The organism is Rathayibacter rathayi (assembly GCF_004011095.1).
GTDB lineage: Bacteria > Actinomycetota > Actinomycetes > Actinomycetales > Microbacteriaceae > Rathayibacter > Rathayibacter rathayi.
The window spans coordinates 331,797-357,084 of the sequence record NZ_CP028129.1; the positions used below are offsets into that span (position 1 = coordinate 331,797).

The window sequence follows — 25,288 nt, forward strand, 5'->3', positions numbered from 1 at the left end:
GGCGAATCGTGCGTCCCGCCAGTCAATCATCACGGTGATGCGCTCGGGAGTCCCGCGCCGCGGGCGGTGTGCGCGGCTTTCCGCCCCTGCGGAAGATTGTTTGCTGGAGCGTGCTATCCCTCTTTCGGGATGCTTGGATGGACTACGACCCGGACGCGAGGAGGCGAACGAGGTGCGAACAATCCTGATCGTCTGCGGTGCAGGCGCGTCGAGCACGTTCCTGGCCCACCGGCTGCGATCGGGCGCCAAGGAGCGCGGCATTGCTGCCGAGTTCCGCTCGGAGTCCCTCACCGGCCTCGATCACTCGCTCCCCGAGGTGGACGTTCTTCTCGTGGGACCACACCTGAAGTCGCAGTTCGACGGACTCCGCCAGCGCGCGGAGTTCGTGGGAGCCGCGGCTGCCCTCCTCCCGCCCGATGTCTTCGGAGCGCACGGTGCCGATGCCGTGCTCGAGACCCTGCCCGTCCTGTTCGCCGCTCGCGCGGTCGTCGCAGGCGCGGACATGGACTCCTCCTCCCGCCCGGTCCGTCCGAGCGAGCCCGACTCCGGGCACCACTGATGCAGTCGCGACTGCAGGATCAAGGAGAAACGTTCATGGTCGAGCGCACCGTGCAGGTTGCATCGTCGAAGGGCCTCCACGCCCGCCCCGCCTCGCTCTTCAGCCAGGCAGCGGCCAAGTCGGGTCAGAAGGTCCTGGTCGCCAAGGGCGACGCGACCCCGGTGAATGCGGCGTCGATCCTCGGGATCATTTCGCTCGGTATCGAGCACGGCGACGAGCTCACCGTGAGCGTCGAGGGCGAGAACGAGGAGGCCGTGCTCGACGAGCTGGCGACTTTCCTCACCACGGATCACGATGCGTGACGCTGTGCGCGACGCCTAGCGTCGCGCACAGCGTCGCGAAAGGCGGCAGCCCTGCGCGACGCACAGCGTCGCGAAAGGCGGCAGCCCTGCGCGACGCACAGCGTCGCGAAAGGCGGCAGCCCCGGCGCACACGGCGCCGGCACCCACGGCAGCCCCGAAAACGCAACGGCGACCCTCAATGGGTCGCACCCCCGTCTCTGCGAAACCCCACCACTGAGACCCCACCCCCGCCCCGCCCACTCCCCCTCCGTCACTCCCGTCTCACTCCCGCCTTCTCTCGAACCCCTTCTCTCCCTCGCACGACAGGAACGAGCACCCATGACGCTGTCCACTCCTCAGACCGCTTACGCCTCTGCCAAGCTCCAGGGCATCGGCGTGGGGCGTGGGTTGGCCCTCGGGCCGGTTCTGCGTATGCCGGAGCCGCTTCCCGACCCCGAGGACACGGCCAGTACCCGCAGCGTCGCGCAGGAGGAGGAGCGCGCTGTCTCCTCGCTCTCGGCCACCGCCGCGACCATTCGGCACCGAGGCGAGCGCGCTGGCGGCTCGGCGAAGGATGTGCTCGACGCTCAGGCGCTGATGGCCGAGGACCCGTCCCTCGCGGACGACGTCACGGCGCGGATCGCCGGCGGGAAGACCGCGGAGCGCGCGGTGCACGAGGCCTTCGCCGGCTTCCGCGACCTGCTTGTGGCGATGGGCGGTTACATGGCCGAGCGCGCGACCGACCTCGACGACGTCTCGCAGCGCGTCGTCGCGCACCTGCGCGGTGTCGCCGCTCCCGGCGTGCCGGAGTCTGACCAGCCGTTCGTGCTTGTCGCCCGCGACCTCGCTCCGGCTGACACGGCCTTGCTCGATTTAGACCAGGTGCTGGGCCTGATCACCAGCGACGGCGGCCCCACCTCGCACACGGCGATTCTCGCCCGCGAGAAGTCGATCACCGCCATCGTCGGCACGTCAGGGGCGCTCGACCTGCGCGACGGCCAGCTCGTCATCCTCGACGCCACCTCCGGCGTTGTGACGGTGAACCCCTCCGACGCCGAGATCGGCGCCGCGAAGTCCTCGATCGCCGAGCGCGCCGAGATGCTCGCGGCTCCGGTCGTCCCGGGTGCGCTGGCGGACGGCCACGCCGTGCCGTTGCTCGCGAACCTCGGCTCGGCCGACGGCGCCGAGAACGCCGTCGAGCTGGGAGCGGAGGGTGTAGGTCTGTTCCGCACCGAGTTCCTCTTCCTCGATGCGAAGCAGGCTCCGACGGTCGCCGAGCAGGCGGAGCAGTACACGCGCCTACTCGCGGCGTTCCCGGGCCGCAAGGTGGTCGTCCGCGCGCTCGACGCGGGCGCCGACAAACCGCTCAGCTTCCTCAATGACGATCACGAGGAGAACCCGGCGCTCGGCCTCCGCGGCCTGCGCGCGCTCCGTGCCAGCGAGCAGATCCTCCGTGACCAGTTGACCGCCCTCGCCCAGGCCGACGCCGCGACCGACGCCGACCTCTGGGTGATGGCGCCGATGGTCGCGACCGTCGATGAGACCCGCTATTTCACCTCGATGGCGCGGGAACTCGGCATCCGTACCGCCGGCGTGATGGTGGAGGTGCCCTCCTCCGCTCTGCTCGCCGACCGGATCCTCGGAGTCGCCGACTTCGCCTCGATCGGCACCAACGACCTGACGCAGTACACGCTTGCCGCCGACCGCATGCTCGGCACGGTCTCGGCGTTCCAGGACCCGTGGCATCCGGCCGTCCTGCGCCTCGTCGGCGAGGTCGGCCGCGCGGGAGCGGCACTGGGCAAGCCCGTCGGAATCTGCGGCGAGGCCGCCGCCGACCCGCTGCTCGCCGTGGTTCTCGTCGGCCTCGGCGCGACGACCCTCTCGATGTCGCCGTCGGCCCTCGCCGACGTCCGCGCCGAGCTGGCCGAGCACACTCTCGACGACGCCAAGCGGTACGCGGAGCTTGCTCTCGCGGCCGACAGCGCTGCCGACGCCCGCTCCGCGGTCACCGAGGCGATCGCCGCCTCCTGATCGCGGATCACCGGACCCACCCCCCTGCACCACCCCGCCACTCGGGAACCGGGACGCCTCAGGAGCGTCCCGGTCGCCCACCCCTAGAAATCGGAGAAACAGCACATGACAACGACGTCAGCGACGTCGACGCGCGGTGGAGCGCGCGTCCACGTCCAGCGCTTCGGCACCTTCCTCTCGGGAATGGTCATGCCGAACATCGCGGCTTTCATCGCCTGGGGCTTCATCACGGCCCTCTTCATCCAGACCGGATGGCTCCCGCTGCTCGGCATCGACGCGACCTGGGTCCAGCAGCTCGGCGGCTGGAGCGCAGACCCCGACGTGGTCAACACCGGCCTCGTCGGCCCGATGATCACCTACCTCCTTCCCCTGCTCATCGCGAACACCGGTGGCCGGATGGTTTACGGCGCCCGTGGAGGCGTGGTCGGCACGATCGCGACGATGGGAGTCATCGTCGGCGCCGGCATCCCGATGTTCATCGGCGCGATGATCATGGGTCCGCTCTCGGCGTGGCTGATGAAGAAGGTCGACGCGATCTGGGACGGCAAGATCAAGCCCGGCTTCGAGATGCTGGTCAACAACTTCTCCGCCGGAATCCTCGGCCTGATTCTCGCCCTCCTCGCCTTTGCCGGCGTCGCTCCGCTCGTCGTCGGCCTCTCGACCGCGCTCGGTGCGGGCGTGGAGTTCCTGGTCAACGCGGGTCTGCTCCCGCTGACCTCGCTCTTCATCGAGCCGGCGAAGATCCTCTTCCTCAACAACGCCATCAACCACGGCATCCTTACCCCGCTGGGTGTGCAGCAGGCGGAGGAGGCAGGCAAGTCCTACCTCTTCCTCCTCGAGGCCAACCCCGGCCCCGGTATGGGCGTGCTCCTGGCCTTCGCGTTCTTCGGTGTGGGCGCGGCCCGCGCCTCGGCTCCTGGCGCGGCGATCATCCACTTCATCGGCGGCATCCACGAGATCTACTTCCCGTACGTGCTGATGAAGCCGGCCCTGCTCGCGGCCGTCATCCTCGGCGGTGCCACCGGCGTCGCGACGAACGTCGCGTTCAACTCCGGCCTGCGCGCCCCCGCCTCGCCCGGCTCGATCATCGCGGTGCTGCTGCAGACCGCAAACGACAGCTTCCTCGGCGTGATCCTTTCGGTGATCCTCGCGACCGGCGTGTCCTTCCTGGTGGCCTCGGTCATCATCCGGGCAGGCCGCAAGCGCGACCTTGCCGCGGAGGAGGAGGGCGACGACAAGCTCGCCGCCGCGGTCGCCGCGAACGAGGCCAACAAGGGCAAGGAGAGCGCCGTCGGCTCGCTCATCAACGCCCGCGGCGCGAACGCCCCGCAGGACTCCTCCGGCGCCTCGACCGCAGGGGCCACGGCCACCGCGACCCAGGTGCGCACCATCGTGTTCGCCTGTGACGCCGGCATGGGCTCCTCCGCGATGGGTGCCTCCGTGCTGCGGAACAAAATGAAGAAGGCGGGCTATGAGGACGTCACGGTCACCAATAGGTCGATCGCCGCTCTCGTGGACGACGTGGACCTGGTCATCACCCAGGCCGAGCTCACGGATCGCGCCCGCCAGCGCACCCCGGGCGCCATCCACGTCTCCGTCGACAACTTCATGAACAGCCCGAAGTACGACGAGGTCGTCTCGCTGGTCGCGGAGCAGCACGGCAAGTAGTACGCCACCAACTCGGAGGGAGCCCGTAGGGTGCGACAGAGCGCACACGCTCCGTTCGCCCCTGCGGGTTCCCACGCTGTCAGTACCTCTACGGAAGGACGCCCCATGAGCGACGTGCTCACTATCGGCCAGATCGACGCCTCCGGCACCGCCACGACGAAGGAGGGCGCCATCAAGGAGGCCGCCGACATGCTGGTCGGCGTCGGCGCGGTCACCCCCGCCTACCACGAGGCCATGCTCGCCCGCGAGGCGACCGTCTCGACCTACATGGGCAACCTGCTCGCCATCCCGCACGGCACCAACGACGCCAAGGACGAGATCCGCTCCTCCGCGCTCTCGTTCGTGCGCTATGCGCAGCCGATCGACTGGGACGGCAACGAGGTGCGCTTCGTCGTCGGCATCGCCGGCGTCGACAACGAGCACCTCGAGATCCTCTCCACGATCGCGATCATCTTCTCGGAGGAGGACGAGGTGCAGAAGCTTCTCGACGCCCCCGACGCGCAGTCGCTCTACAGCCTGCTCGGCGAGGTCAACTCCTGATGCCCACCGCCGTCCACTTCGGCGCAGGCAACATCGGGCGCGGCTTCGTCGGCCTGATTCTGCACGGCGCCGGCTACGAACTCGTCTTCGCCGACGTCAACTCGGAGCTGATCGGGCGCCTCGCCGCTGCCGACAGCTACGCGGTGTACGAGGTGGGGGAGGAGGCGGCTACGCACGTCGTCGACCGCTTCCGCGCCATCGACTCGGCCGCCGAGGAGGAGGCGCTCGTCCGTGAGATCGCGATCGCCGACATCGTCACCACGGCCGTCGGCCCGAACATCCTCCGCTTCGTCGCTCCGGTGATCGCGAAGGGTCTCGCCGCGCGGGACGAGTCGGCGCCGCGGGTTGCGGTGATGGCATGCGAGAACGCGATCAACGCGACGCGCCTGCTCCAGACCGAAGTCGCCGCGAACCTCGGCGCGGTCGAGTGGGAGCGTTTGCGTTCCCGCGCCGTCTTCGCCGACACGGCGGCCGACCGGATCGTCCCGAACCAGGATGCGGGTCAGGGCCTGGACGTGACCGTCGAGAGCTTCTTCGAGTGGGTCATCGACCGCACTCCGTTCGAGGGTGCCGAGCCGGCGCTGCCGGGCGCGACCTATGTCGATAACCTGGAGCCCTTCATCGAGCGCAAGCTCTTCACGGTCAACACCGGGCACGCGACGGCCGCCTACGTCGGCTTCGCGGCGGGAGCGCACAAGCTTTCGGACGCACTCGCTCTGCCGGAGGTGCACGTCGCGGTGAAAGCGGCGCTCGAGGACACGAAAGCGCTGATCGTGGCGAAGCACGGCTTCACTGACCAGGAGCAGCAGGCCTACCTCGAGAAGACCCTGAAGCGCTTCGCGAACCCGCACCTGACCGACACTGTCGACCGCGTGGGTCGCCAGCCGCTGCGCAAGCTCTCGCGGCACGAGCGCTTCATCGGGCCGGCCGCCGAACTCGCCGAGCGCGGGCGGGTCCCCGAAGGACTGCTGACGGCGATCGGCGCCGCGCTGCGCTTCGACGTGCCGGAGGACCCGCAGAGCGTGGAGCTGAAGCAGAAGCTGGCGGCGCTCTCGCCGGAGGAGTTCGTCGCGGACGTCACGGGGCTTGCTGCTGAGCATCCGCTCTTCCCCCACCTCGTCGCGGTCGTACGAGGCTGACCCCACCGCGAGGGGCGCAGGAGGTCCCCGCCTCGGCCGGGATCTCCTGCGTTCACGGGCATGACGCGCGGTGCGAACTGGCTGTCCTCAGCCATCGAGGTCGAGGCGCACCATTCTTTCTCGACCACCGAGGAATTGGTAAGGACGATCCCGAGCTTTTCGTTCACGATCCAGCCGAAGAAGAGTGGTCCATCTCGGCGCAGTCGTGGCGCCCAGCACAGACGCGGCGGCCAGTCGCTCCGCGGAGGTGGGGACTGTCCGCCAGGCTCAACCTGACGAGGATCGTCTGCCGCGAACAACACACCTCACGCAGAGCGGATAGTCACGCCTCAACTATCGCGCCATCTTGGTTGGCCGTCGCGGAGAGGTTAGCTAAAATCTCACGATTCCTGCCCATTTTGCTCCACTCTTCGACGGCGAGGTCCGGGTGTGGCAGCAGGCCGTCCGCGGAGCATCAGCCGAGGACCGGGCCCTGCTGGACAGGGTCGAGACCGAGCGCGCGGCTCGCTACCTACGAGCATCGGATCGCGATCGATTTGTGACTGCCGCGGTGACGCTCCGTCGTGCTGTTGCGGCCGTCACGGGGCTCGCAGCGGCGGAAGTCGTCGTGGACCGGACCTGCGTGGGGTGCGGGCGCCCGCATGGCAAGACGAGGTTGAAGACGTTGGGGATCGAGGCATCGCTGTCGCATGCCGGCGAGGTGGTCGCTGTCGCGCTGACCACGATCGGCCCCGTCGGGGTCGATGTCGAGCGGGTGGCGGAGATCGATTTCGCTCGTCTGGACGAGCAGATCACGGCGCCGGGCGAGTTGGCGTCGGCTTCGCGGCTTGAGGTCTTTCAGCGCTGGACGCGCAAGGAGGCCGTGTTGAAGGCGGTTGGCACCGGTAGGACACCGCCATGGCAGAGGTTCGGCTCGGCCTGGCGGAAGGCGGGCACACTGTACTCGCTTGCCCTGGCGCGGCCGACGTCGCCTTGCGCGACCTGGACGTCGAGGACGGATATGTCGGCGCTGTCGCGGTCGTCGGCCTGGCTGCGCCAATCGTGAGCATTCGACGCGCCAGGCCGACCTGAGATAGATTCCGTTGTGCTAAGGTGACAATCGCTCACCTCGACGTTCTGTCGGGGCTGCACTGAAACCGATGGCTTCAGGGGTCAATCCGGATCCGCTCGCCTAGCAGTGACTCACTCCCATAATCTTTGAGGTCTCACCGTGGCTAATCATCCAGCGTCTTCTACCTGCGCGCGCCAACCGAATGCTGATCCGCTCTCCGCGGCTCGGACCGCTTTCGCGGCGGTCTCGAACGGCGTCGCAGCATGAGCGGACTATATGCACGACCCGCCAGGGATAACGACCGTCCACTACGTGTTGCGCTGCTCGGCGCTGGCGCGGTTGGCAGCCAGGTCGCTCGCTTGCTGCTCGAGCACCGTGACGAACTCGGAGACCGGGTCGGCGTAGACGTTGAACTGGTCGGTGTCGGCGTACGCACTTCCGACCCGTGCAAGTATCCCGACATCCCGTCGGTACTGCTCACGTCCGACTTCGAGCAATTGATCGTCGGCGCCGACCTCGTGATCGAGGTGATCGGCGGCATCGACCCGGCGAAGCGTTTGATTGAATTGGCACTCAGCTCCGGATCGGACGTGATCACGGCGAACAAGGCTCTGCTTGCCGCCCACGGCGCGGAACTTTTTGCCCAAGCCGAGCGGTTCGGAGCTGAGATTCACTATGAGGCTGCCGTGGCCACAGCGATTCCCATCGTGCGCCCGCTGAGCCAATCCCTCGCGGGGGACCGGGTCACCCGAGTGCTCGGGATCGTCAACGGCACGACCAATTTCATCCTCGATCGGATGGACGCTCACGGCGGGAGTTTCGCCGAGGCTCTCGCGACGGCGACGGCCGCCGGTTACGCCGAAACAGATCCGACCGCCGACATCGAGGGCCTGGACGCCGCGAACAAGGCAGCAATCCTCGCCCGGCTTGCCTTTCACCAGGATGTTCCGCTCGAGTCGGTGTACCGGGAAGGGATCACGCGGATCACTCGGGAGCAAATCGACTCGGCACGACTGAACGGCCTGGTGATCAAACTTCTGACCATCTGCGAACGAATCTTCGGTCCGGGCGGAGAACCAGTGGGGATCAGTGCGCGCGTCTACCCGGCGCTGATCAGTCGTGACCATCCGCTCGCGACGGTCCGCGGCGCCTACAACGCGGTGTTCGTCGAGGCAGAAGCCGCGGGAGACCTGATGTTCTACGGTGCCGGCGCGGGCGGCGCCGAGACGGCGTCGGCGATTCTCGGTGACCTCGTCTCTGCGGCGCGCCGGCACGTCGCGGGTAGCCCAGGAATGACGCCGGTCGTTGTCGGCTCCCTTCCCATGGTGCCGATGGGGGATGTTTTCACGCGATATCAGGTTGCCCTCACCGTCGTCGATCGCCCCGGTGTGCTGGCGAGAATCGCGGCAGTGTTCGCGGACAATGACGTCTCGGTGGAGACCCTCACTCAGACCTCACCGCGAGAACGAGGGGCCAGAGCAGATTGCGATCACATTGCGACCCTTCTCATCGGAACCCACTCGGCGCCGGAAGGCAAGCTCCGAAGTACCGTCGCCGCGCTGGATCGACACGAGTGCGTCCGTGCGGTGACGTCGATACTTCGCGTCGAATGACGTTGAACAATCTAAGAGCGTTATTCATAAGGGGTTACCAGCCGAGTCGGTAGAGTTCGAGTTTGGTGATGGCGCGGATGAGGTTGGGGAGTTCGTGGAGTCGGCCGCGGTAGCCGGTGGCGAGTATTTTCCAGTTCTTCCAGTGGGCGATGCATCTTTCGACCGCTGATCGGATGATGGAGAGTGTCCGATTGCTGGTTTTCGTGTTGTCGTCGAGTTCACCGCCAGTGGGCTTCTTTGTCGGTGTTGTTGCGGTGGTGCCTTGATATCCGGGATCCGCGATCCATTCGACGGCGTCGAGGACAGGCTCCCAGCCGCAGAGCGTGATCGCAGCTCGATCGTGGCGCGCGCCGGCCACGGGCTCCGAGACGCACAGCAGCGAGCCTTTCAGGTCGGACGCGATCTGCACGTTCACGCCCTGCCGGTGCCGTTTCCCGGAGTAGTTCTCCCCCGCGCTGGCACGGTTCCCGGTGGGCACGTCGGTACCGTCGACCAGAAGGACCCGGCCGATCGCGGCTTCCTCTAGTGGCACGCCGGACAGGCAGCACGCTTGTTCGATCAGCGGCACGATCCGCCGGTAGATCCGCGACACGGTCGGCTGGGAGACGCCGAACAGGTCACCGACCGTCATCTGGTTCAGGTTCTGCCGCACCAACATCACCGTCACAACCACCTGCTCCCGAAGATTCAGGATCGCCACTCGCCCCGCCGACGCCGGACGGGACTGCACGATCTGCCAGATCCGGGAAACGAGTTCCGTGATCTGCTCCGAATCAAGCCCTGTAGTAGAGTCGTAACGCATCGGCCTCTTGTCCCGAGAATAGTGAAGTGTGATAACTTCTATTCTCTCGCACGAGGGGCCGATGCCTTTCGAGCGACACGCGCAAATCAGACCTTATGAATAACGCTCTAAGTGTGAATTGCATTCACCCTTCTCTGGAGCACTCGCGTCTGTGGGGTGTCGTACCGGAGTGTAGCGGCAACGCGGGCGAGCCTCCGATACCCGCCAGCGACATTTCGGCTGCGACCTTGCGTCTCGCGGAAAATATTTACTTCGTCACAACTTGAGGCTTATGCAAAATTCGAATAGAGCTTCACAAAAACCCTGGTCAGAGGCATGTTCGCTGGGCGCGCCAGGGAATTTTGCATAAGCCTCCTTGCGTGTCCCTCGGCAATTGAGATGCGGGCACGCTAATTCACAACCATGGAGGTTTGATGCAAGAATCGCGGGATCAGATCCTTAAGTCAAGCTATAGTGGATCGGACAATTTTTCGCCAGATCGGTTCAGGCAAGTATTCAGAAGCCACGCTGCCGGCGTCTGTCTCGTAACGGCGGAATCAGGCGGACGGCTGGCCGCTTTGACGGTAACAAGCGTTTCGTCGGTGAGCGCGGAGCCGCCGGTTTTTGCGTTCTCGCTGTCGGCGCTCTCTTCGGCGGCGGTGCATGTGGCGCGGGCCGACAGTGTTGTCGTTCATATGTTGGATGAGCGCAGCATCGATTTGGCGCTTCTCGGGGCGAGAAGCGGAGTCGATCGCTTCGCGAATACCGACGGCTGGCGTCGGCTGCCGACCGGAGAGCCCGTCTTCTGCGGTGCGCGGACGTGGCTTCGAGGGCAGGTCTTCGAGCGAATCATCATCGGGGAGTCCACCATAATTATTGCAGGTGCAGTCGAGAGTAGCTTAGACGACGATTCAGAGCACGAGGAAGAAGCCCGCCCGTTGCCACTCGTCTACTACGACCGGGCCTGGCACTCGGTGGGTGATCACTCGCGGATTAACAACTAAATTTCGGCTTGCGTTACTTCACCCCCATCTTCACACATCCTGCACTCGCCGTGCCGTCGCGGGGGTGGGTTAGTCACGTCCGCACATATACGACGAACGCCGATACTTCATTGAATTCAAGAACATCAAACTGACAGGAATAGTTCTTTGGCACTTAGCATGTGGGTCACCTGTTTCATGGCATCGTGGATATTTTCACTCTCGCCCGGGTCAGGCTCCGTATTCTCAATGACGAATGGATTGAACTACGGCTTCCGCCGCGGATACTTCGGCGCCATCGGCCTCGTTATAGGCCTCTGGGCGGTATTCCTGGTCGTTGTCGTCGGCCTGGGAGCCATCATCCAAGCATCTTCATTGGCCTTCAATGTTTTGAAATGGGCCGGCGTAGGATACCTGTTCTATCTCGGGCTCACGCAGTGGTTTTCCAAGGCGACGCCCATCTCGGTCTCTCGAGTCGAAGGATCGATGGCGAGCATTGGCGGATTGATCGGAAAGGGCATCGCCCTGAACGCCATCAATCCAAAGGGCTACATCTTCATGTTGGCGATCATCCCGCAGTTCCTCGTCTCCTCGGCCCCGATGCCACCGCAGTACATTGCCGTCGCCCTAACCTTTGCGTTCACTGATCTCGTCGTGATGGCCGTCTACACTGGACTCGCGGCGAAGGTGGCCGGGTACCTGAAGACCGAGAAGCAGATCAAGTTCGTCAACCGACTGTTCGGCGCTCTCTTCATGGTCGCAGCCCTCGTTCTCGCGACCTTCCAGCAGGTCGGGCACTGACGCGATGATCGACAGGGATGCAAGCGGGGACGCGGAATCGGTCGATAAACTCATCCAGCGTGCGTGCGCCGAATTCTCCGAGGTGGTGGTGATCGAATCGGGGACGGAGCGCATCACCTACACCGCTCTTCTGGTGCGCGCAGAGGAGCTGGCAAGCCGGCTGCGAGGATCGGGTCTCAAACGCGGAGGTATCGTTGCCATCGTCGGGTGCCGGAGCGCAGCGGTGATAGTAGCCGTGCTTGCTGTCTGGCTAGCGGGTGGCATCGTCCTCCTCATTGACGAGACGCTCCCGGAAACGCGGCGAGAGTTGATGCTCGACAGCGCGGCGGCCAGCTTCGTCGTACAGTGCGGGGCGACCTCGCGCATTCGAACGCGGGCAGGTGGGGTAGGCGCAGCTGCGGCGTGGTCCTCCAACGCTGATCACGCTTACGTCGCGTTCACTTCTGGATCGACCGGCGCGCCCAAGGCGATCGTCGGCAGTCATCGGGGGCTCGCGCACTTCTTGAAGTGGCAGGTCGAGGAATTCGCAATCGGAGTAGAAGACCGGTTCGCGCACCTGACGAACATTTCGTTCGATGTCTGGTTCCGCGACGCCCTCTCGCCACTGCTCGGGGGTGCGACGCTTTGCATTCCCATTGAGACCCATCTCGGGGCGGACAACGTGCTCGATTTCATTCGAGGTAATGCCATCAGCGGTCTGCATGTCGTGCCGTCAATCGCGGAGATGTGGCTCGCCGAAGCGGATGATGTGCAGCAGATCGTTGGCCTCGGTCGTGCGTTCTTCGCGGGTGAGCCACTCGACGGTTCGCTCGTTTCCTGCTGGAACGATGTCTTCCCGAATTGTCAGGTCGTCAATCTGTATGGGCCGTCTGAGACGACACTCGCTCAATACCATCTTAGGGTTCCAAGCGCGCCCGCTCCGGGAATTCAATCGGTTGGCCATGCCATCCCGGGATCCCGCTCGTTCGTTCTCGATGAGAATCAGGCGGAATGCCCGCCCGGTGTTGTCGGCGAGGTATACATCAATGCGGCGTGGCCGTCGCACGGGTATCTGGTCAAAGGACGGATCGTCAGTCCGTTCGTTCGGATAGAGATCGGTGACGATTCTCATCGCTGCTACCCGACGGGGGATCTGGGCAGAGTCTTACCGGACGGTGCGCTGGAGATCTCGGGGCGACGCGATGACCAGGTGAAGATCGGGGGCGTGCGTATCGAACTGCAGGAGGTTCGCTCCGTCGTTCGCTCCGCTCCGCGCGTTCGAGACGCCTTCATCTGCGCTGTGCCCGGGCTGACGGGGAAGATCCTGGCCGGAGTCGTGCAGATGGACGATCCAGACGAATCCGTGTTACGTAATCACCTTCGCTCGCATCTGATGGGAGTGATGATCCCGGCCATGATCGTCTTCGTGCCCGAGTTGCCGATGCTGTCGAACGGAAAGCTCGATCGTCGGCGGCTCGGCGACATGGTCTCGGACCGATTGGCGGAGCAGGCGCGGTCGGCCACGGCGAGAAAAACCTCTGAATCTAGACGCACCGTGTCGGAGCGGCTGGAGGACATCTGGGCCGAATTGGTAGGAACCGATGCGCTCACTGGCGGAAATGCACCCTCGACGTTCTTCGAGTCGGGCGGTACCTCGCTGACGATCGTCGGACTCCACGCGAAGATCCAACGCGAGTTCGGCATCCAGTTTCCCCTGGTTCGCTTGTTCGAGAAGGTGACACTCCATGCGCAATGCCATCTCATCGAGCAATTAATGGGGCGAGGTGAAGCGACAGACGCCGGCCGCGACACCGCGGCACCACGTGCCCCTGGTCGACGACAGCTCGTCGCCGCGCGGCAGGCACGCCGGATCCAGCTCACCGAAGAAGTCAAGAACGAAGGTTTGGATCATGGAAAACACGGATGAACTTGTCGCGATCGTCGCGATGGAATGCAAACTGCCCGGCATAGCGAATGTTGAAGAACTCTGGCAACGGCTCGTGGACGGGGAATGCACGATCTCCGATCTGACCGAAGAGCAACTCTCTGAGGCCGGCGTCCCGGAAGAGCGGTATTCTGCCTCGGACTACGTTCGTCGGGCCGGGATCCTTGAGGATCTCGACGAGTTCGACTCCGCATACTTCGGCTACTCGCCGAAGGAAGCCGACGTTCTGGACGTTCAGCAGCGACTGACGCTGCAGTTGTGCGTGGCGCTCCTCGAACGGGCGAACATCGATCCGCACCGTACCGACAAGCGCATCGGCGTCTATCTCGGCTCTGCGATGAGCTCCTACCTCTTCGGAGTGTTGCAAGACGAGGACCTGGTCGATTCACTCGGCGAAATGATGGTCCGCCAGGCGAACGACAAAGACTTCCTCGCGACTCGGGTCTCGTACAAGTTGAACCTTCGCGGACCGAGCGTCAACGTTCAGACAGCGTGTTCGACCGGGCTGGTTGCCGTGCATTCGGCGGTGCAAAGCCTGATCCTCGGTGAATGCGACATGGCGATCGCCGGCGCGGCCTATGTTCGGGTGCCGGAGACCGCAGGGTATCGGTATCAGGTCGGCGGAGTTTTGTCACCCGACGGCATGTGCAGGCCCTTCGATGCCGCCGCCAACGGAACCCTGTTCACGAACGGCCTCGGCGTCGTCCTGGTTAAACGCCTCGCGGATGCGATCGAGGACGGCGACGAGATCGTCGCGGTGATTGCTGGCAGCGCCGTCAACAATGACGGTGCGGAGAAGGTCAGCTTTACGGCGCCGAGTGTCGTGGGACAGGTAGCCGTACTGCGGGACGCATTGACGGTCGCTGGGGTCGATCCGGCTGAAGTCAGCTATATCGAGGCCCACGGGACCGGAACCGCGCTCGGCGACCCGATCGAAATTGAAGCCATCAAGCAGGCGTACGGCTCAGACGGGAGCCCCTGTGTGATCGGTTCACACAAGGGCAACTTCGGCCACCTCAACATCGCGGCCGGCATCATCGGCTTGATCAAGGCAGCGCTCGTGCTCCGCCACGAGTTCATCCCGGGCACCGTAGGGTTCACCAACGAGAACCCGCGGCTCGAGCTGGCGGGAACCCGCTTCAGCGTGCGAGGACAGGGGATCGAGTATGAATCCGACTGCGTGAAGTGGGCGGGCGTGAGCGCGTTCGGGATGGGCGGTACCAACAGCCACGTCCTGCTGCGTAACCATCTGGTGAGCGAGAACGCCGTCGACGACGAGGTCGCGGGGGCCCGCATTCTGACGTTCTCGGGGACGTCAGAAGAGGCGCTCGCGCGCCAGGCCCGCGTGCTCGGCGAGCATCTCGACGCGAATGCAGGACGGATGTCCCTGTCGGAGTGCGCCTCGACGCTGGTAAGCGGTCGCACGCGTCATCCGTTCTGCGGGGCCGTCGTCGCGTCGAGTTCGGCCGATGCTGTGGCGAGGTTACGCTCCGGCAAGTTTCATCGTGGGGGTCCGCGGAAGCGAGAACCAGTCGCGTTCGCTTTCGGCGGGCAGGGCACCCAGCACCCGGCGATGGGCGCCGCGCTTGCGCGCGGGAACCCCGGCTTCGCGAAGGCTCTTGAGCGGACCGTGGAGACGCTGGACAAGTATCTTGACTTCTCGATCATGGATTACCTCTGGTCCGGACGGGACGCGGCCGACCTGAAGGACACATCCGTCGCCCAACCACTGCTCTTCGCGGTGGAATATGCTTTGGCGACTTCGCTCATCGAGGCAGGTGTGAAGCCTGACTACCTCTTCGGGCATAGCCTCGGCGAGGTCGTGGCGGCAGCGGTCTCCGGTGCGTTCGACTTGCGCACCGCCGCAGAACTCCTCGCTCAGCGTTCGCGACTGATGAGCCGGAGCGTTCCGGGTGCGATGCTGGCCATCGACCGCCTCGACCCGTTCCTTGACCTGGTCGCTGATGCGACCTTGTCGATCGCAGCGCGGAATTCTCCGCGGCAGTTCGTGCTCTCGGGGAGCGTCGATGCGATCGACGCAACGATCGTCCGCGCTCAGGAGCTCGGCGTCTACCACCAGCGCTTGGCAACATCGCACGCATTCCATTCGGCGTCGATGCAGGAGGCGAGCGACGCATTCGCTGAATTTCTTACCGGATGCCGGTTCCAGATTCCGACGATTCCGATCATTTCGAACATCACCGGGCGAGTCCTCAGTGAGTACGAAGTCTGCAATCCGCGGTACTGGGCTGATCACATGGTTCGCACGGTCGACTTCTCCGGCTCGGTCGAAACCCTCCTTGCCGCGGGTGTGCGCACCTTCATCGAGATCGGTCGTGGCCGGGCAATGAGTAATCTGGTGCTCTCGTCGTCGGGGGCGATCACTGTGACGACGATTGCCGCACTGGGTGAGCAGGACGACGAATGCGAGTCCTTTGCCGACGCGATCGCGTTTGCATGGGCGCACGACCCGGCGACCGACATCGATGCCTTCACCCCCCGCACCCGCAGCGTCCTGCTGCCGACCTACGCGTTCGAGAAGCGCAAGCACTGGATCCGCCCGATCTCGGGATTCGGAGGGAGCGTCAACTCCGACCTGACGCGGCCCGATGAGGCTCCGGCCTGCGCGGACAAACAGCCCGGTATCGTCAGCCTGGCAGCGGACGTGCCGAGTAGCGGCGACATTGGCATTGATGCCGGCGAAGACGTGCTGACCGCTGTGGTTAGTGAGCTGTTCACGAGATTCCTGGGCGGCGACTTGCTCGACGAGGCATCCAGCTTCTTCGACCTCGGCGGCAACTCACTGATGGCGATCCAGCTGATCAACAAATTGCGAGAGACGTTCCAGGTCGACGTCTCCGTTCGCGATTTCTACCAGAACAGCTCTATCTCGGGTGTCGGAGCGATGCTCGAGAACCTTCTCAGTCAGGAGCCTTCACATGCCTGAAAGTATCTACCTCGACCCAGAGCGCCTCGCGAAGCTCACAGAGAGTCTCCGGAAGCGTAAGGCCGCGGTCGGCTCTGCCGACCAGCCAGCACCTGCGCCGCGGAAGACTCCCGATCTCGGCGTGATCTTCTTCTCAGGATCAGCGGACGGCCGCGACCCATACGCGCTACTCCTCGACGCAGCGCGGCTGATCGACGATTCTGGGTTTACCGCGATCTGGACTCCCGAGCGGCACTTCACTGACGTCGGAGGGTCGTATCCGAATCCGTCGGTTCTGGGCGCCGCTCTTGCAACGGTGACGAAGAATGTCCGGATCCGCGCGGGGAGTGTGAACCTGCCCCTCCACGACGTGCTCCGCGTTGCCGAGGAATGGGCGCTTGTAGACAACCTCTCGCATGGGCGAGTCGACCTCGCGGTGGCGCCCGGATGGCATACTCGTGACTTCGTCCTTAACCCTGGTGCTTTCGATGATCGCTCGGGCCGGCTCAACGAATCACGCAAGCAGCTGCAGTCGCTCTGGCGCGGCGACACGCTTAGTCGAACCGACCCTCATGGGGAATCGCATTCAATTGTCACCTATCCGCGTCCGATCCAGCCGGAGCTACCGATCTGGTTAACGACGTCACAGAGAACTGAGGCATGGGAGTTCGCGGGCCGGGAGGGATTCAACGTGCTGTCCGCGCTCATCAACTTTGGACCGAAAGATCTGGAGAAGCGCATCACCATCTACCGCGAGGCTCGAGCAAAGGCCGGGTACAACCCCGCGAGCGGGGTGGTGTCGCTGATGCTGCACACTTACGTCGGCCTATCGGTCGAGCAGGCGGTCGAACGCGCGCGCCCGGCAATGACTGAGTACCTGAACTCGTTCGTCTCCCAGCACTCCACGTCGGGCCAGTCCGGGGCGGAGGCGAAAGCCGAGACGTTGCAGAACCTCGGCGACGATCGGGATGATTTCATGGAGATGGTCTTCCAGCGATACGTCAGCACAAGCTCTCTGATCGGCGACGCCACCAGGGTCACACAACGGATGGAATACTTCCGATCGATTGGCGTCGACGAGATCGCGTGCCTGGTGGACTTCGGCCTGACCAACGACGAAGTGTTGGCAAGTCTGGGCCGACTCGCCATGCAGACGAAGACAGTGGCAGCATCATGAGCGTCTACGGTTTTCACGGGCGCTACCCGCTGATCCATCCGAGCGCCTACGTGTTCGACAACGTGACCGTGATCGGGGACGTCGAGATCGGCCCCGACGTCAGCCTATGGCCGGGCGTGACGATCCGAGGGGACAAGGGGGCGGTTCGGATCGGTGCGGGGGCGAATGTGCAAGACCATGCGATGGTACATTCGGATCCCAATCATCCCGTGATCATCGGTGCTCAGGTGACCATCGCGCACAGCGCAGTACTCCACGGCTGCACGATCGGCGATGGCTCCGTCATCGGTATCGGAGCCATCCTCCTGAACGGCGCAGTCATCGGCGAGCACAGCAGGGTCTCCGCCGGCGCGCTGGTCGGGGCAGGGCCGAGCTATCCGGCGGCGAGCCTGATCGCGGGGTCGCCAGGATCCGTGCTGATGTCACTCAGCAAGAGTGACATTGACGTCCTCTTGGCGACCGCGGGCGAATACCAGGACCTCGCGCAGGAGTACCGTCGCCACCTCGAAGTCCTTGGAACCTCGGCGACTGCGGAATGACGAGCGTATCCGACGAAACTCTCGGCTCGTTCGATGCAAGACTCCTGCGGCTTTTCGACTTCGGGCGCTCGCGAGTGGTCGTGTGTTTTCCTCACGCCGGATCGGGTATCTCGGCCTTCCGCTGCTGGCCAGAGGCGCTGTCCGGATTTGCGGACAGCATGCTCGTGCAGCTGAAAGGGCGGGAGGATCGGGTCGGCGAGAGCGTCGCTGACGACACGGTGGCCGACGTCGCGGCCACGATCGCGGCCGAGCTGGCTCGTTCGCGGTATGAGCAGGTGGTTCTGGTCGGGCACAGCATGGGCGCGACGCTCGCGTGGGCCGTCGCCGAGCTGGCATGGCGGCTCGACCGTCGGAAAATGACGGTTGTCGTGTCGTCGCAGCTGCCGCCATCGTCCGCCGTCGCCGATACGGCGGCGGCGGACTGGGACGAGCGCGGCCGATTGGTGCGTTCGATGGCGATTAGCTACCTCCCGGTCGAATCCGAAGTGCGTGCGCTGCTTGCGGGGACTCTTGACGCGGATCTGAGCTGGATCGCGCGGGAGTTCCCGCAACTGCGGCACAATGTCCTTCCGATCGATGTACACGCTATTTCAGCGCACGACGATCCGCTCGTCGACGTGAGGGCGATGGCCAATTGGGCACTGCACACCTCCGCTGGCTTCCAACTCTCACTGATCGAGGGTGGACATCTGCACCTGCTTGAGCAGCCCGAAGCACTGCGCGGGATCGTGATTGACGTGCTGGAACCAGAAGCGACCGAGGGGCGATTGTTATGAGCCTGACCGGCGGGCGAGAAGACGGCGCTTTCCGTGTCGGCTATCAGCGTCGCACGGCGCCCTTCTGTTACTCGGTCGGATCGCCGTTTCGGCCGATCGGGTTTTCGGTGGATGTGGCCCGAATTGTGCTCAGCGAGATTCTCGGGGCCGATCGGTTCACCGCGGCGCAGGCTGTTGAAGTCACATCGACCACGCGCGAGTCGTTGCTGCTGAACTCAGCGATCGACATCGAATGTGGATCTACCACAATTACGGAGGCGAGGCTGGAGAAGGTCGCGTTCACGGTGCCGATCTTCGAGACTCGTCATCGGATCGCGGTGAGGACGGGCTCGATGCGGAGGCGAGGCGCTGCTGTGTTGGTGGCAGGAATCCGCGGCTCGACGAGCCAGGCTGCGCTCGAAGCGGCCGGTGACCTCGGCTTCCAGCCAACCTTTGTCGGGCACTCGTCTATCGGAAAAGCGTTCGACGCCTTCACTGACGACCCAGCGGTCGGGGGTATCGTCGCTGATGAGGTTATTCTGCGGTGTGCGGTCGCCGCGTCGCCCCGTTCGGACGTCGAACTCCTCGACATCCGGCTCGGTCTGGATCGTTACGGGTTCATGATGAGACCGCGGGACACAGCACTGCGCAGCGCACTCGACGAGTCACTAGCGCGTCTGCTCGCCTCTGCGAGCTACGAGGCACTTCTCGCGCGATGGTTTTACGACGAGCTTCCCGGACTTGGCTACGGATTGGGAATGCGATCTGTTGGAGGACAGGTCACGTAGCTCAGCTCATGTGCGGCGGGGGTGCCGGAGTGCCGTCCGCTCATCGCGCGTCGTCTCCAGGATGCAGATCGGGAACTTCTTAATCCGACGTCTCGAGTCGGATCAGATCATAAGGAGGCCTATTCAGAACTCGTTTGTGGGTCGTGGATCCGGGCGTGTCGCTCACGAATGACACCGACCGACCCGCTTTACCCGAGAAGTGCGTATGAAGAAACCTCTCATAGGGGAATCGGCCGGTGCGCACACATGATGACGGGAATTGCCTCCGAGCAAGACGCACCCCTCGCCGAGCGAATCGGCAGCGAGTTCATCTGGTGCAGGTCTACCGGGCGCCCGCGGAAGCTTTCTCCCTCAAGAGCGCTTCAGATCACGCTTCTCTACTTTTGCCACAACCTTACCGAGCACCTGATCGCCGGCCTTGTCGGCGTCAACCAATCGACCATCTTGCGTACGATCGCAGAGGTCGAAGCGATGCTTAAGGTCCTCACTGAGGACGAGTAGCCCGACGTTGCGGCAGCCCCGGAGGCTTATTCAGAGCACACGATCTACAGCTTGGAAATCGGCGGTGATCAGGGAGTTCATAGTGACACTGGAGCCTCGGTCAGGCGCAGATAGCCTGTTGATATCGCTTCGCGTGCTGAGCGTTTCGCGCTCGACGACCCGATGGGTGCGGGTTTCGTCGCGCCTGGGGGCGGAGCCGCGGTCGTCCGGCGGTCGCTTCGATAGGCCCCTGGGTGCCGACCCGGAAGCGGCGATAGGTCGGTGTCTGCGGCTCAACACCTCCGGTGGAACAGGTCTGCGAACTAGAGCTAGAACAGGTGCCAGCGAGTGAGGGGCCAGGCCACCGCGAAGACGCGCCCGGTGACCCGGTCGATCGGCACGGTCTTCACGCAGGAGTCGATCGGGCCGAGGGACGAGCGGCAGCCTCCCAGCGAGTCGTTCGAGTTGGAGCGATGATCGCCGAGGACAAACACTGAGCCCTCGGGGACGGTGTACTCGTCAAAGCAGCGCTGCGACGCCGGGCTCGTCGCACAGTCGAGGGTGCCGGGAGTGAAGGGGAAGTCCTCGAAGACGTAGGACTCATCGAGCGGCTTCCCGTCGACCAGCAGGTGGCCCTCGGCGTCACAGCAGGAGACCGTGTGGCCTCCCTGAGCGATTAATCGCTTCACGAGGAACTCCTCGTGCGAAGGCCCGATGCTGGTGACATCGCCGAAGGTCTTCACGGCCTCGGAGAGAGGGCTGCCGACCTCGTCGTCCGCTCCCCACTCGGCGTCGCGGGAGAACACGACGATCTGCCCCTCCTGCGGACCACCCTGGAGTGCGAGGGTGCGGTCGACCAGGATGCGGTCGCCGAAGAAGCCGCCGCCCTGGAGGGTGTTCTCCATCGAGCCGGTCGGCACCGTGTAGACCTTCACAAGGAAGGTCTGCACCAGCGCGATCAGCACGATCGCCGCCAGGATCGTCACCGCCGGGTGCGAATACCAGCGCCGTTTTCCGGTCGTGGACCTCGTCGTGCGCGCCATGTGCTCTCCCTCCGGCTCAACGGAGCCAGCCTAGGCGGCGGCGCGGGCGCCGCTCGGCACGGGCGCGACGTCGGCGCGGAAGCAGAGGCGCGCGCGGCGAGCCGGCGCGGGCGGAGAAGCGGCGAGACACGCCCGAGGTGGCGGAGCGCTGGCAATTCGCGTAGTATCGACCCTTGGTGTTTTGCGCGTGCTCCGGCATGCCCGCGAACCCCGATCCAGGCTCTCGCCCGGTGGCGGATCGTCGCGGAAACATTCGCACGACCAGTACACACACTACTTCCGAACGACAGTGAGGCTATGGCCAAAAAAGACGGTGTCATCGAAATCGAAGGTGCGGTTGTCGAGGCGCTCCCCAACGCGATGTTCCGCGTGGAGCTGACCAACGGACACAAAGTTCTCGCCCATATCTCGGGCAAGATGCGTCAGCACTACATCCGGATCCTCCCCGAGGACCGCGTGATCGTGGAGCTGAGCCCCTACGACCTGACCCGCGGCCGGATCGTCTACCGCTACAAGTAGGCGTTCGCTCCGCTGACGTTCGCGACGTGCGTGTTCTGTAAGGAACGGCCCCGGCATCCGCTGGGAGCACGACGCCAGCGAAATCAAGGACAGAAATCATGAAGGTCAACCCCAGCGTCAAGCGCATCTGCGACCACTGCAAGATCATCCGCCGCCACGGCAACGTGATGGTCATCTGCAGTAGCAACCCCCGTCACAAGCAGCGCCAGGGCTAGCCCCGCTGCTCCCGCGAGGGGGCAGGGGCGATACGCCGCCCTGAGCGCACAACTGAACACACCCGCAGCACCAGAAATCGCGCAGCACTCCGGACCAGCCGGGGTGAACGGCGAGGACACCTTCGGTCGGAGGCCGAGGCACCGGTGCTGCTTCACACCTCCACTCACTCACTCACAGGAGAAGCCCAATGGCACGTCTGGCAGGAGTAGACATCCCGCGCGAGAAGCGCGTGGAGGTCGCACTGACCTACATCTACGGTGTCGGCCGCACTCGCGCGCTCAAGACCCTGAGCGACACCGGGATCGACGGCAACATCCGCGTCAAGGACCTCAGCGACGACCAGCTCGTCTCGCTCCGCGACTACATCGAGGGCAACTACAAGGTGGAGGGAGACCTCCGCCGCGAGGTCGCCGCCGACATCCGCCGCAAGGTCGAGATCGGCTCGTACGAGGGCCTCCGCCACCGTCGCGGCCTCCCGGTTCGTGGACAGCGCACCAAGACGAACGCGCGCACCCGTAAGGGACCCAAGCGCACCGTCGCCGGCAAGAAGAAGGCCGGCCGCAAGTAACGCGGGCGACACGGACCTAGAGGAGATAAAGAATTGGCTACCCCCAAGTCGGCCGCGCGCAAGCCGCGCCGCAAGGAGAAGAAGAACATCGCTGTGGGCCAGGCCCACATCAAGTCGACGTTCAACAACACCATCGTCTCGATCACTGACCCCTCCGGGGCCGTCATCAGCTGGGCCTCGTCCGGTGCAGTCGGCTTCAAGGGCTCACGCAAGTCGACCCCGTTCGCCGCTCAGCTCGCCGCCGAGTCGGCCGCGCGTCAGGCTCAGGAGCACGGCATGAAGAAGGTGGACGTCTTCGTGAAGGGCCCGGGCTCGGGTCGTGAGACCGCGATCCGCTCGCTCCAGGCCGCGGGCCTCGAAGTCGGCTCGATCAACGACGTCACCCCGCAGGCGCACAACGGCTGCCGCCCGCCCAAGCGTCGTCGCGTCTAAGCAGCACTCGCAGCCGTCGGTCGGCCGCACGAACCGCCTCCGGGCGGCGAGTGGGGCCGACCGGCGGATCCCGCATTTCTTTCACAACTTCACACCTCGCAAACGCACGTGTCATATAGCGGACACGTGATCGAAAGGAATCATCAGTGCTTATCGCACAGCGTCCGACGCTCACCGAGGAAAACATCTCGGAGTTCCGTTCCCGCTTCGTCATCGAGCCCCTCGAGCCCGGCTTCGGCTACACGCTCGGCAACTCGATGCGTCGCACCCTGCTGTCCTCCATCCCCGGCGCCGCTGTCACGAGCATCCGGATTGATGGAGTCCTGCACGAGTTCACGACCGTCCCGGGCGTCCGCGAGGACGTCACCGAGATCATCCTGAACATCAAGGGACTCGTCGTCTCCTCCGAGCATGACGAGCCGATCACCGCCTACCTGCGCAAGCAGGGCGCCGGCCAGGTCACCGCCGCGGACATCTCGGCTCCGGCCGGTGTCGAGATCCACAACCCGGAACTCGTCATCGCCACGCTGAACGACAAGGCGAAGTTCGAGCTGGAGCTCACGATCGAGCGCGGTCGCGGCTACGTCTCGGCGACTCAGAACCGCAGCGAGTTCTCCGAGGCCGGCCAGATTCCGGTCGACTCGATCTACTCGCCCGTGCTGAAGGTCACCTACCGCGTCGAGGCCACCCGCGCCGGCGAGCGCACCGACTTCGACCGCCTGGTCGTGGACGTGGAGACGAAGCCGGCGATCTCGCCGCGCGACGCCATCGCCTCCGCCGGTCGCACGCTGACCGAGCTGTTTGGTCTCGCCCGCGAGCTGAACACTGCGGCCGAGGGTATCGAGATCGGCCCCGCGCCGGTCGATGCGGTCCTCTCGACCGAGCTGTCGATGCCCATCGAGGACCTCGACCTCTCGGTGCGCAGTTACAACTGTCTCAAGCGCGAGGGCATCAACAACGTCAATGAGCTCGTCGCCCTCTCGGAGACGCAGCTCATGAACATCCGCAACTTCGGTCAGAAGTCGGTGGATGAGGTCAAGGAGAAGCTGACGGAGCTCGGCCTGTCGCTTAAGGACTCGGTCCCCGGGTTCGACGGCGCCCACTTCTACAGCTACGACGACGAGAGCATCTAGGTCCTCCGCCCCGGAGCCCCGGCTCCTCGCGTCCGACCTGCTGACACCCCTTTAGTACTGGAGTAAACCCATGCCCAAGCCCACGAAGGGCCCCCGCCTCGGAGGCGGTCCCGCACACGAGCGTCTGCTCCTCGCGAACCTGGCCGCGGCCCTGTTCACGCACAAGAGCATCAAGACGACCGAGACCAAGGCCAAGCGGCTGCGGCCGCTCGCCGAGCGCCTGGTGACCTTTGCCAAGCGCGGCGACCTGCATGCCCGCCGTCGTGTCCTCGCGACGATCGGCGACAAGTCGGTCGTCCACGAGCTCTTCACCGAGATCGCTCCGCTCGTCGCCGAGCGCGAGGGCGGCTACACCCGTATCACCAAGATCGGACCCCGCAAGGGAGACAATGCGCCGATGGCCGTGATCGAGCTCGTCCTCGAGCCCGTCACCCCCAAGGTGAAGAAGTCGCGTACCACCGCGGCGCCCGTGTCCGCTCCGGTCGACGAGGCTCCCGCGGACGAGTCACCGGTCGAGGAGACCCCCGTCGAGGAGGCTCCCGTGCAGGAAGCTCCCGCAGCGGACGCCGCGCAGGACGCCCCGGCCGAGGAGACCGGCGCGTCTCGGTAGTGACGTTCTCCCGTGCGAGCCCTCCGTCCCCTCCAGGACGGGGGGCTCGCGTCGTTCCCGGGCGGGCAGAGTGGCGCGAATCGTCGTTGATGATGGCATTGCTGCGCTCGTCGAGCACGGCCGCGTCACGACCGGCGCTCCCGGGGTCCGCCCCCGACGATCCTCGAAGGAGTCCTGTGCAACTGCGCTCCCCGACCGCCGCGGCGCTCCTGGCCCTGGCCATCGGCATGAGCGGATGCGCCTGCGGCACCGCAATCGACATCCCCGATTCGGCGCGCGGCAAAAGCGCGACGAGCGCCCCGACCGCGACTCCCGCGCCGACAGCGGTGGAGCAGGACGTGGACTGCGCAGGCGCCCTCCCCGTCACTACCATCGAGCAGGACACCGGCCTGCCGGCGGGCTCCGTGGTGCTCGCCGCCGCCCGTGACACCTGCTCCTACGCCCTCGCCGGCAACGACTCCGCCGTCGTGCTGATCCTGCACCGCGGTCCACTCCTCGAGACCTTCACCGGAGAGGGAAAGGCGATCGGCGCCGTTCCGATCTCCCTCGGCACGGCCGCTTACTGGCTGGAGGGCCTCGCGCCCGCTCCGTCCGAACTCGCCGTGCTTGCCGGCGGCTGGGAGCTGCGGATCGTCTCCTCCATCGGCAAGCAGTCGACCCTGGTCGATTGGGCGGTCTCGGCTCTGGCGAGCGTCGGCGTGCCGCTCGCCGTCGCCTGAGCCGCTCCTGGC

At 65.0% G+C, this 25,288-nt stretch carries 25 protein-coding genes; 23 read left to right on the plus strand and 2 right to left on the minus strand.

Going from position 1 to position 25,288, the window contains the following annotated elements:
* Positions 1-172 precede the first annotated feature (172 nt).
* From C1O28_RS01700 to C1O28_RS01735, 8 genes are all read left to right on the plus strand, one after another.
* Positions 173-559: a PTS sugar transporter subunit IIB gene (locus C1O28_RS01700; protein ID WP_160487542.1), complete on the plus strand. Its 387-nt coding sequence runs from the start codon at positions 173-175 to the stop codon at positions 557-559.
* Between the two features lie 35 nt (positions 560-594).
* Entirely contained in the window at positions 595-861 is a 267-nt protein-coding gene (locus C1O28_RS01705) for an HPr family phosphocarrier protein (protein ID WP_097166380.1), read from the plus strand.
* Positions 862-1,272: 411 nt separating this feature from the next.
* Positions 1,273-2,871 (plus strand): phosphoenolpyruvate--protein phosphotransferase, encoded by a 1,599-nt coding sequence (gene ptsP, locus C1O28_RS01710; RefSeq protein ID WP_237398086.1) that lies wholly within the window; start codon positions 1,273-1,275, stop codon positions 2,869-2,871.
* Positions 2,872-2,976: 105 nt separating this feature from the next.
* Positions 2,977-4,539 carry a PTS mannitol transporter subunit IIBC gene (locus C1O28_RS01715; protein ID WP_097166382.1) on the plus strand — a complete coding sequence of 521 codons (1,563 nt, stop codon included), beginning with the start codon at positions 2,977-2,979 and terminating at the stop codon, positions 4,537-4,539.
* A gap of 105 nt (positions 4,540-4,644) precedes the next feature.
* Entirely contained in the window at positions 4,645-5,079 is a 435-nt protein-coding gene (locus tag C1O28_RS01720; RefSeq protein WP_097166383.1) for a PTS mannitol transporter subunit IIA, read from the plus strand.
* Positions 5,079-6,218, plus strand: a complete 1,140-nt coding sequence (locus tag C1O28_RS01725) for a mannitol-1-phosphate 5-dehydrogenase (RefSeq protein ID WP_097166384.1) — start codon at positions 5,079-5,081, stop codon at positions 6,216-6,218. The genes C1O28_RS01720 and C1O28_RS01725 overlap by 1 nt, the downstream gene beginning before the upstream one ends.
* Positions 6,219-6,645: 427 nt before the next feature.
* The gene (locus C1O28_RS01730; RefSeq protein WP_160487541.1) at positions 6,646-7,263 is read left to right on the plus strand and encodes a 4'-phosphopantetheinyl transferase family protein; all 618 of its coding nucleotides are present in this window, start codon (positions 6,646-6,648) and stop codon (positions 7,261-7,263) included.
* A 269-nt stretch (positions 7,264-7,532) separates the two neighbouring features.
* Positions 7,533-8,882: a homoserine dehydrogenase gene (locus tag C1O28_RS01735; RefSeq protein WP_097166386.1), complete on the plus strand. Its 1,350-nt coding sequence runs from the start codon at positions 7,533-7,535 to the stop codon at positions 8,880-8,882.
* Positions 8,883-8,916: 34 nt separating this feature from the next.
* On the opposite strand, the gene C1O28_RS01740 is transcribed toward C1O28_RS01735, so the two are convergent.
* Positions 8,917-9,684, minus strand: a complete 768-nt coding sequence (locus C1O28_RS01740; RefSeq protein ID WP_104249343.1) for a transposase family protein — start codon at positions 9,682-9,684, stop codon at positions 8,917-8,919.
* 413 nt (positions 9,685-10,097) lie between these two features.
* Between C1O28_RS01740 and C1O28_RS01745 the strand changes: the two genes are divergently transcribed.
* The 8 genes from C1O28_RS01745 to C1O28_RS01780 all read left to right on the plus strand — a co-directional run bounded on the left by C1O28_RS01745 (position 10,098) and on the right by C1O28_RS01780 (position 19,556).
* Positions 10,098-10,667 (plus strand): flavin reductase family protein, encoded by a 570-nt coding sequence (locus tag C1O28_RS01745; RefSeq protein ID WP_097167720.1) that lies wholly within the window; start codon positions 10,098-10,100, stop codon positions 10,665-10,667.
* A gap of 177 nt (positions 10,668-10,844) precedes the next feature.
* Positions 10,845-11,447 carry a LysE family transporter gene (locus C1O28_RS01750; protein WP_258058660.1) on the plus strand — a complete coding sequence of 201 codons (603 nt, stop codon included), beginning with the start codon at positions 10,845-10,847 and terminating at the stop codon, positions 11,445-11,447.
* A gap of 4 nt (positions 11,448-11,451) precedes the next feature.
* Complete coding sequence (locus C1O28_RS01755) at positions 11,452-13,353, plus strand: non-ribosomal peptide synthetase (protein WP_097167718.1); 1,902 nt, start codon at positions 11,452-11,454, stop codon at positions 13,351-13,353.
* Entirely contained in the window at positions 13,337-16,318 is a 2,982-nt protein-coding gene (locus tag C1O28_RS01760; protein WP_097167717.1) for a type I polyketide synthase, read from the plus strand. Before C1O28_RS01755 ends, C1O28_RS01760 begins: the two co-directional genes overlap by 17 nt.
* Positions 16,311-17,474: a MupA/Atu3671 family FMN-dependent luciferase-like monooxygenase gene (locus C1O28_RS01765; RefSeq protein WP_097167716.1), complete on the plus strand. Its 1,164-nt coding sequence runs from the start codon at positions 16,311-16,313 to the stop codon at positions 17,472-17,474. Before C1O28_RS01760 ends, C1O28_RS01765 begins: the two co-directional genes overlap by 8 nt.
* Entirely contained in the window at positions 17,471-18,013 is a 543-nt protein-coding gene (locus tag C1O28_RS01770) for a gamma carbonic anhydrase family protein (protein WP_097167715.1), read from the plus strand. The genes C1O28_RS01765 and C1O28_RS01770 overlap by 4 nt, the downstream gene beginning before the upstream one ends.
* Positions 18,010-18,789, plus strand: coding sequence for a thioesterase II family protein (locus C1O28_RS01775; protein WP_097167714.1), 780 nt, complete (start codon positions 18,010-18,012; stop codon positions 18,787-18,789). The genes C1O28_RS01770 and C1O28_RS01775 overlap by 4 nt, the downstream gene beginning before the upstream one ends.
* A complete protein-coding gene (locus tag C1O28_RS01780; protein ID WP_097167713.1) occupies positions 18,786-19,556 on the plus strand; it encodes a transporter substrate-binding domain-containing protein in 771 nt (256 codons plus the stop codon). The genes C1O28_RS01775 and C1O28_RS01780 overlap by 4 nt, the downstream gene beginning before the upstream one ends.
* A gap of 809 nt (positions 19,557-20,365) precedes the next feature.
* On the opposite strand, the gene lepB is transcribed toward C1O28_RS01780, so the two are convergent.
* Positions 20,366-21,079, minus strand: coding sequence for a signal peptidase I (gene lepB / locus C1O28_RS01785; protein WP_097167711.1), 714 nt, complete (start codon positions 21,077-21,079; stop codon positions 20,366-20,368).
* Between the two features lie 297 nt (positions 21,080-21,376).
* On the opposite strand from lepB, the gene infA reads away from it, so the two are divergent.
* The 7 genes from infA (at position 21,377) to C1O28_RS01820 (ending at position 25,276) form a co-directional block, all read left to right on the plus strand.
* Entirely contained in the window at positions 21,377-21,598 is a 222-nt protein-coding gene (gene infA, locus C1O28_RS01790; RefSeq protein WP_022883252.1) for a translation initiation factor IF-1, read from the plus strand.
* A 98-nt stretch (positions 21,599-21,696) separates the two neighbouring features.
* A complete protein-coding gene (gene rpmJ / locus C1O28_RS01795; protein WP_055787164.1) occupies positions 21,697-21,813 on the plus strand; it encodes a 50S ribosomal protein L36 in 117 nt (38 codons plus the stop codon).
* 188 nt (positions 21,814-22,001) lie between these two features.
* The gene (gene rpsM, locus C1O28_RS01800; protein WP_068251511.1) at positions 22,002-22,382 is read left to right on the plus strand and encodes a 30S ribosomal protein S13; all 381 of its coding nucleotides are present in this window, start codon (positions 22,002-22,004) and stop codon (positions 22,380-22,382) included.
* Between the two features lie 33 nt (positions 22,383-22,415).
* Positions 22,416-22,814 (plus strand): 30S ribosomal protein S11, encoded by a 399-nt coding sequence (gene rpsK / locus C1O28_RS01805; protein ID WP_097167710.1) that lies wholly within the window; start codon positions 22,416-22,418, stop codon positions 22,812-22,814.
* Positions 22,815-22,960: 146 nt separating this feature from the next.
* Positions 22,961-23,947 (plus strand): DNA-directed RNA polymerase subunit alpha, encoded by a 987-nt coding sequence (locus tag C1O28_RS01810; protein ID WP_097167709.1) that lies wholly within the window; start codon positions 22,961-22,963, stop codon positions 23,945-23,947.
* 70 nt (positions 23,948-24,017) lie between these two features.
* Positions 24,018-24,557, plus strand: coding sequence for a 50S ribosomal protein L17 (gene rplQ / locus C1O28_RS01815; protein ID WP_097167708.1), 540 nt, complete (start codon positions 24,018-24,020; stop codon positions 24,555-24,557).
* Positions 24,558-24,733: 176 nt separating this feature from the next.
* The gene (locus C1O28_RS01820; protein WP_097167707.1) at positions 24,734-25,276 is read left to right on the plus strand and encodes a hypothetical protein; all 543 of its coding nucleotides are present in this window, start codon (positions 24,734-24,736) and stop codon (positions 25,274-25,276) included.
* The last annotated feature ends 12 nt before the right edge of the window (positions 25,277-25,288 follow it).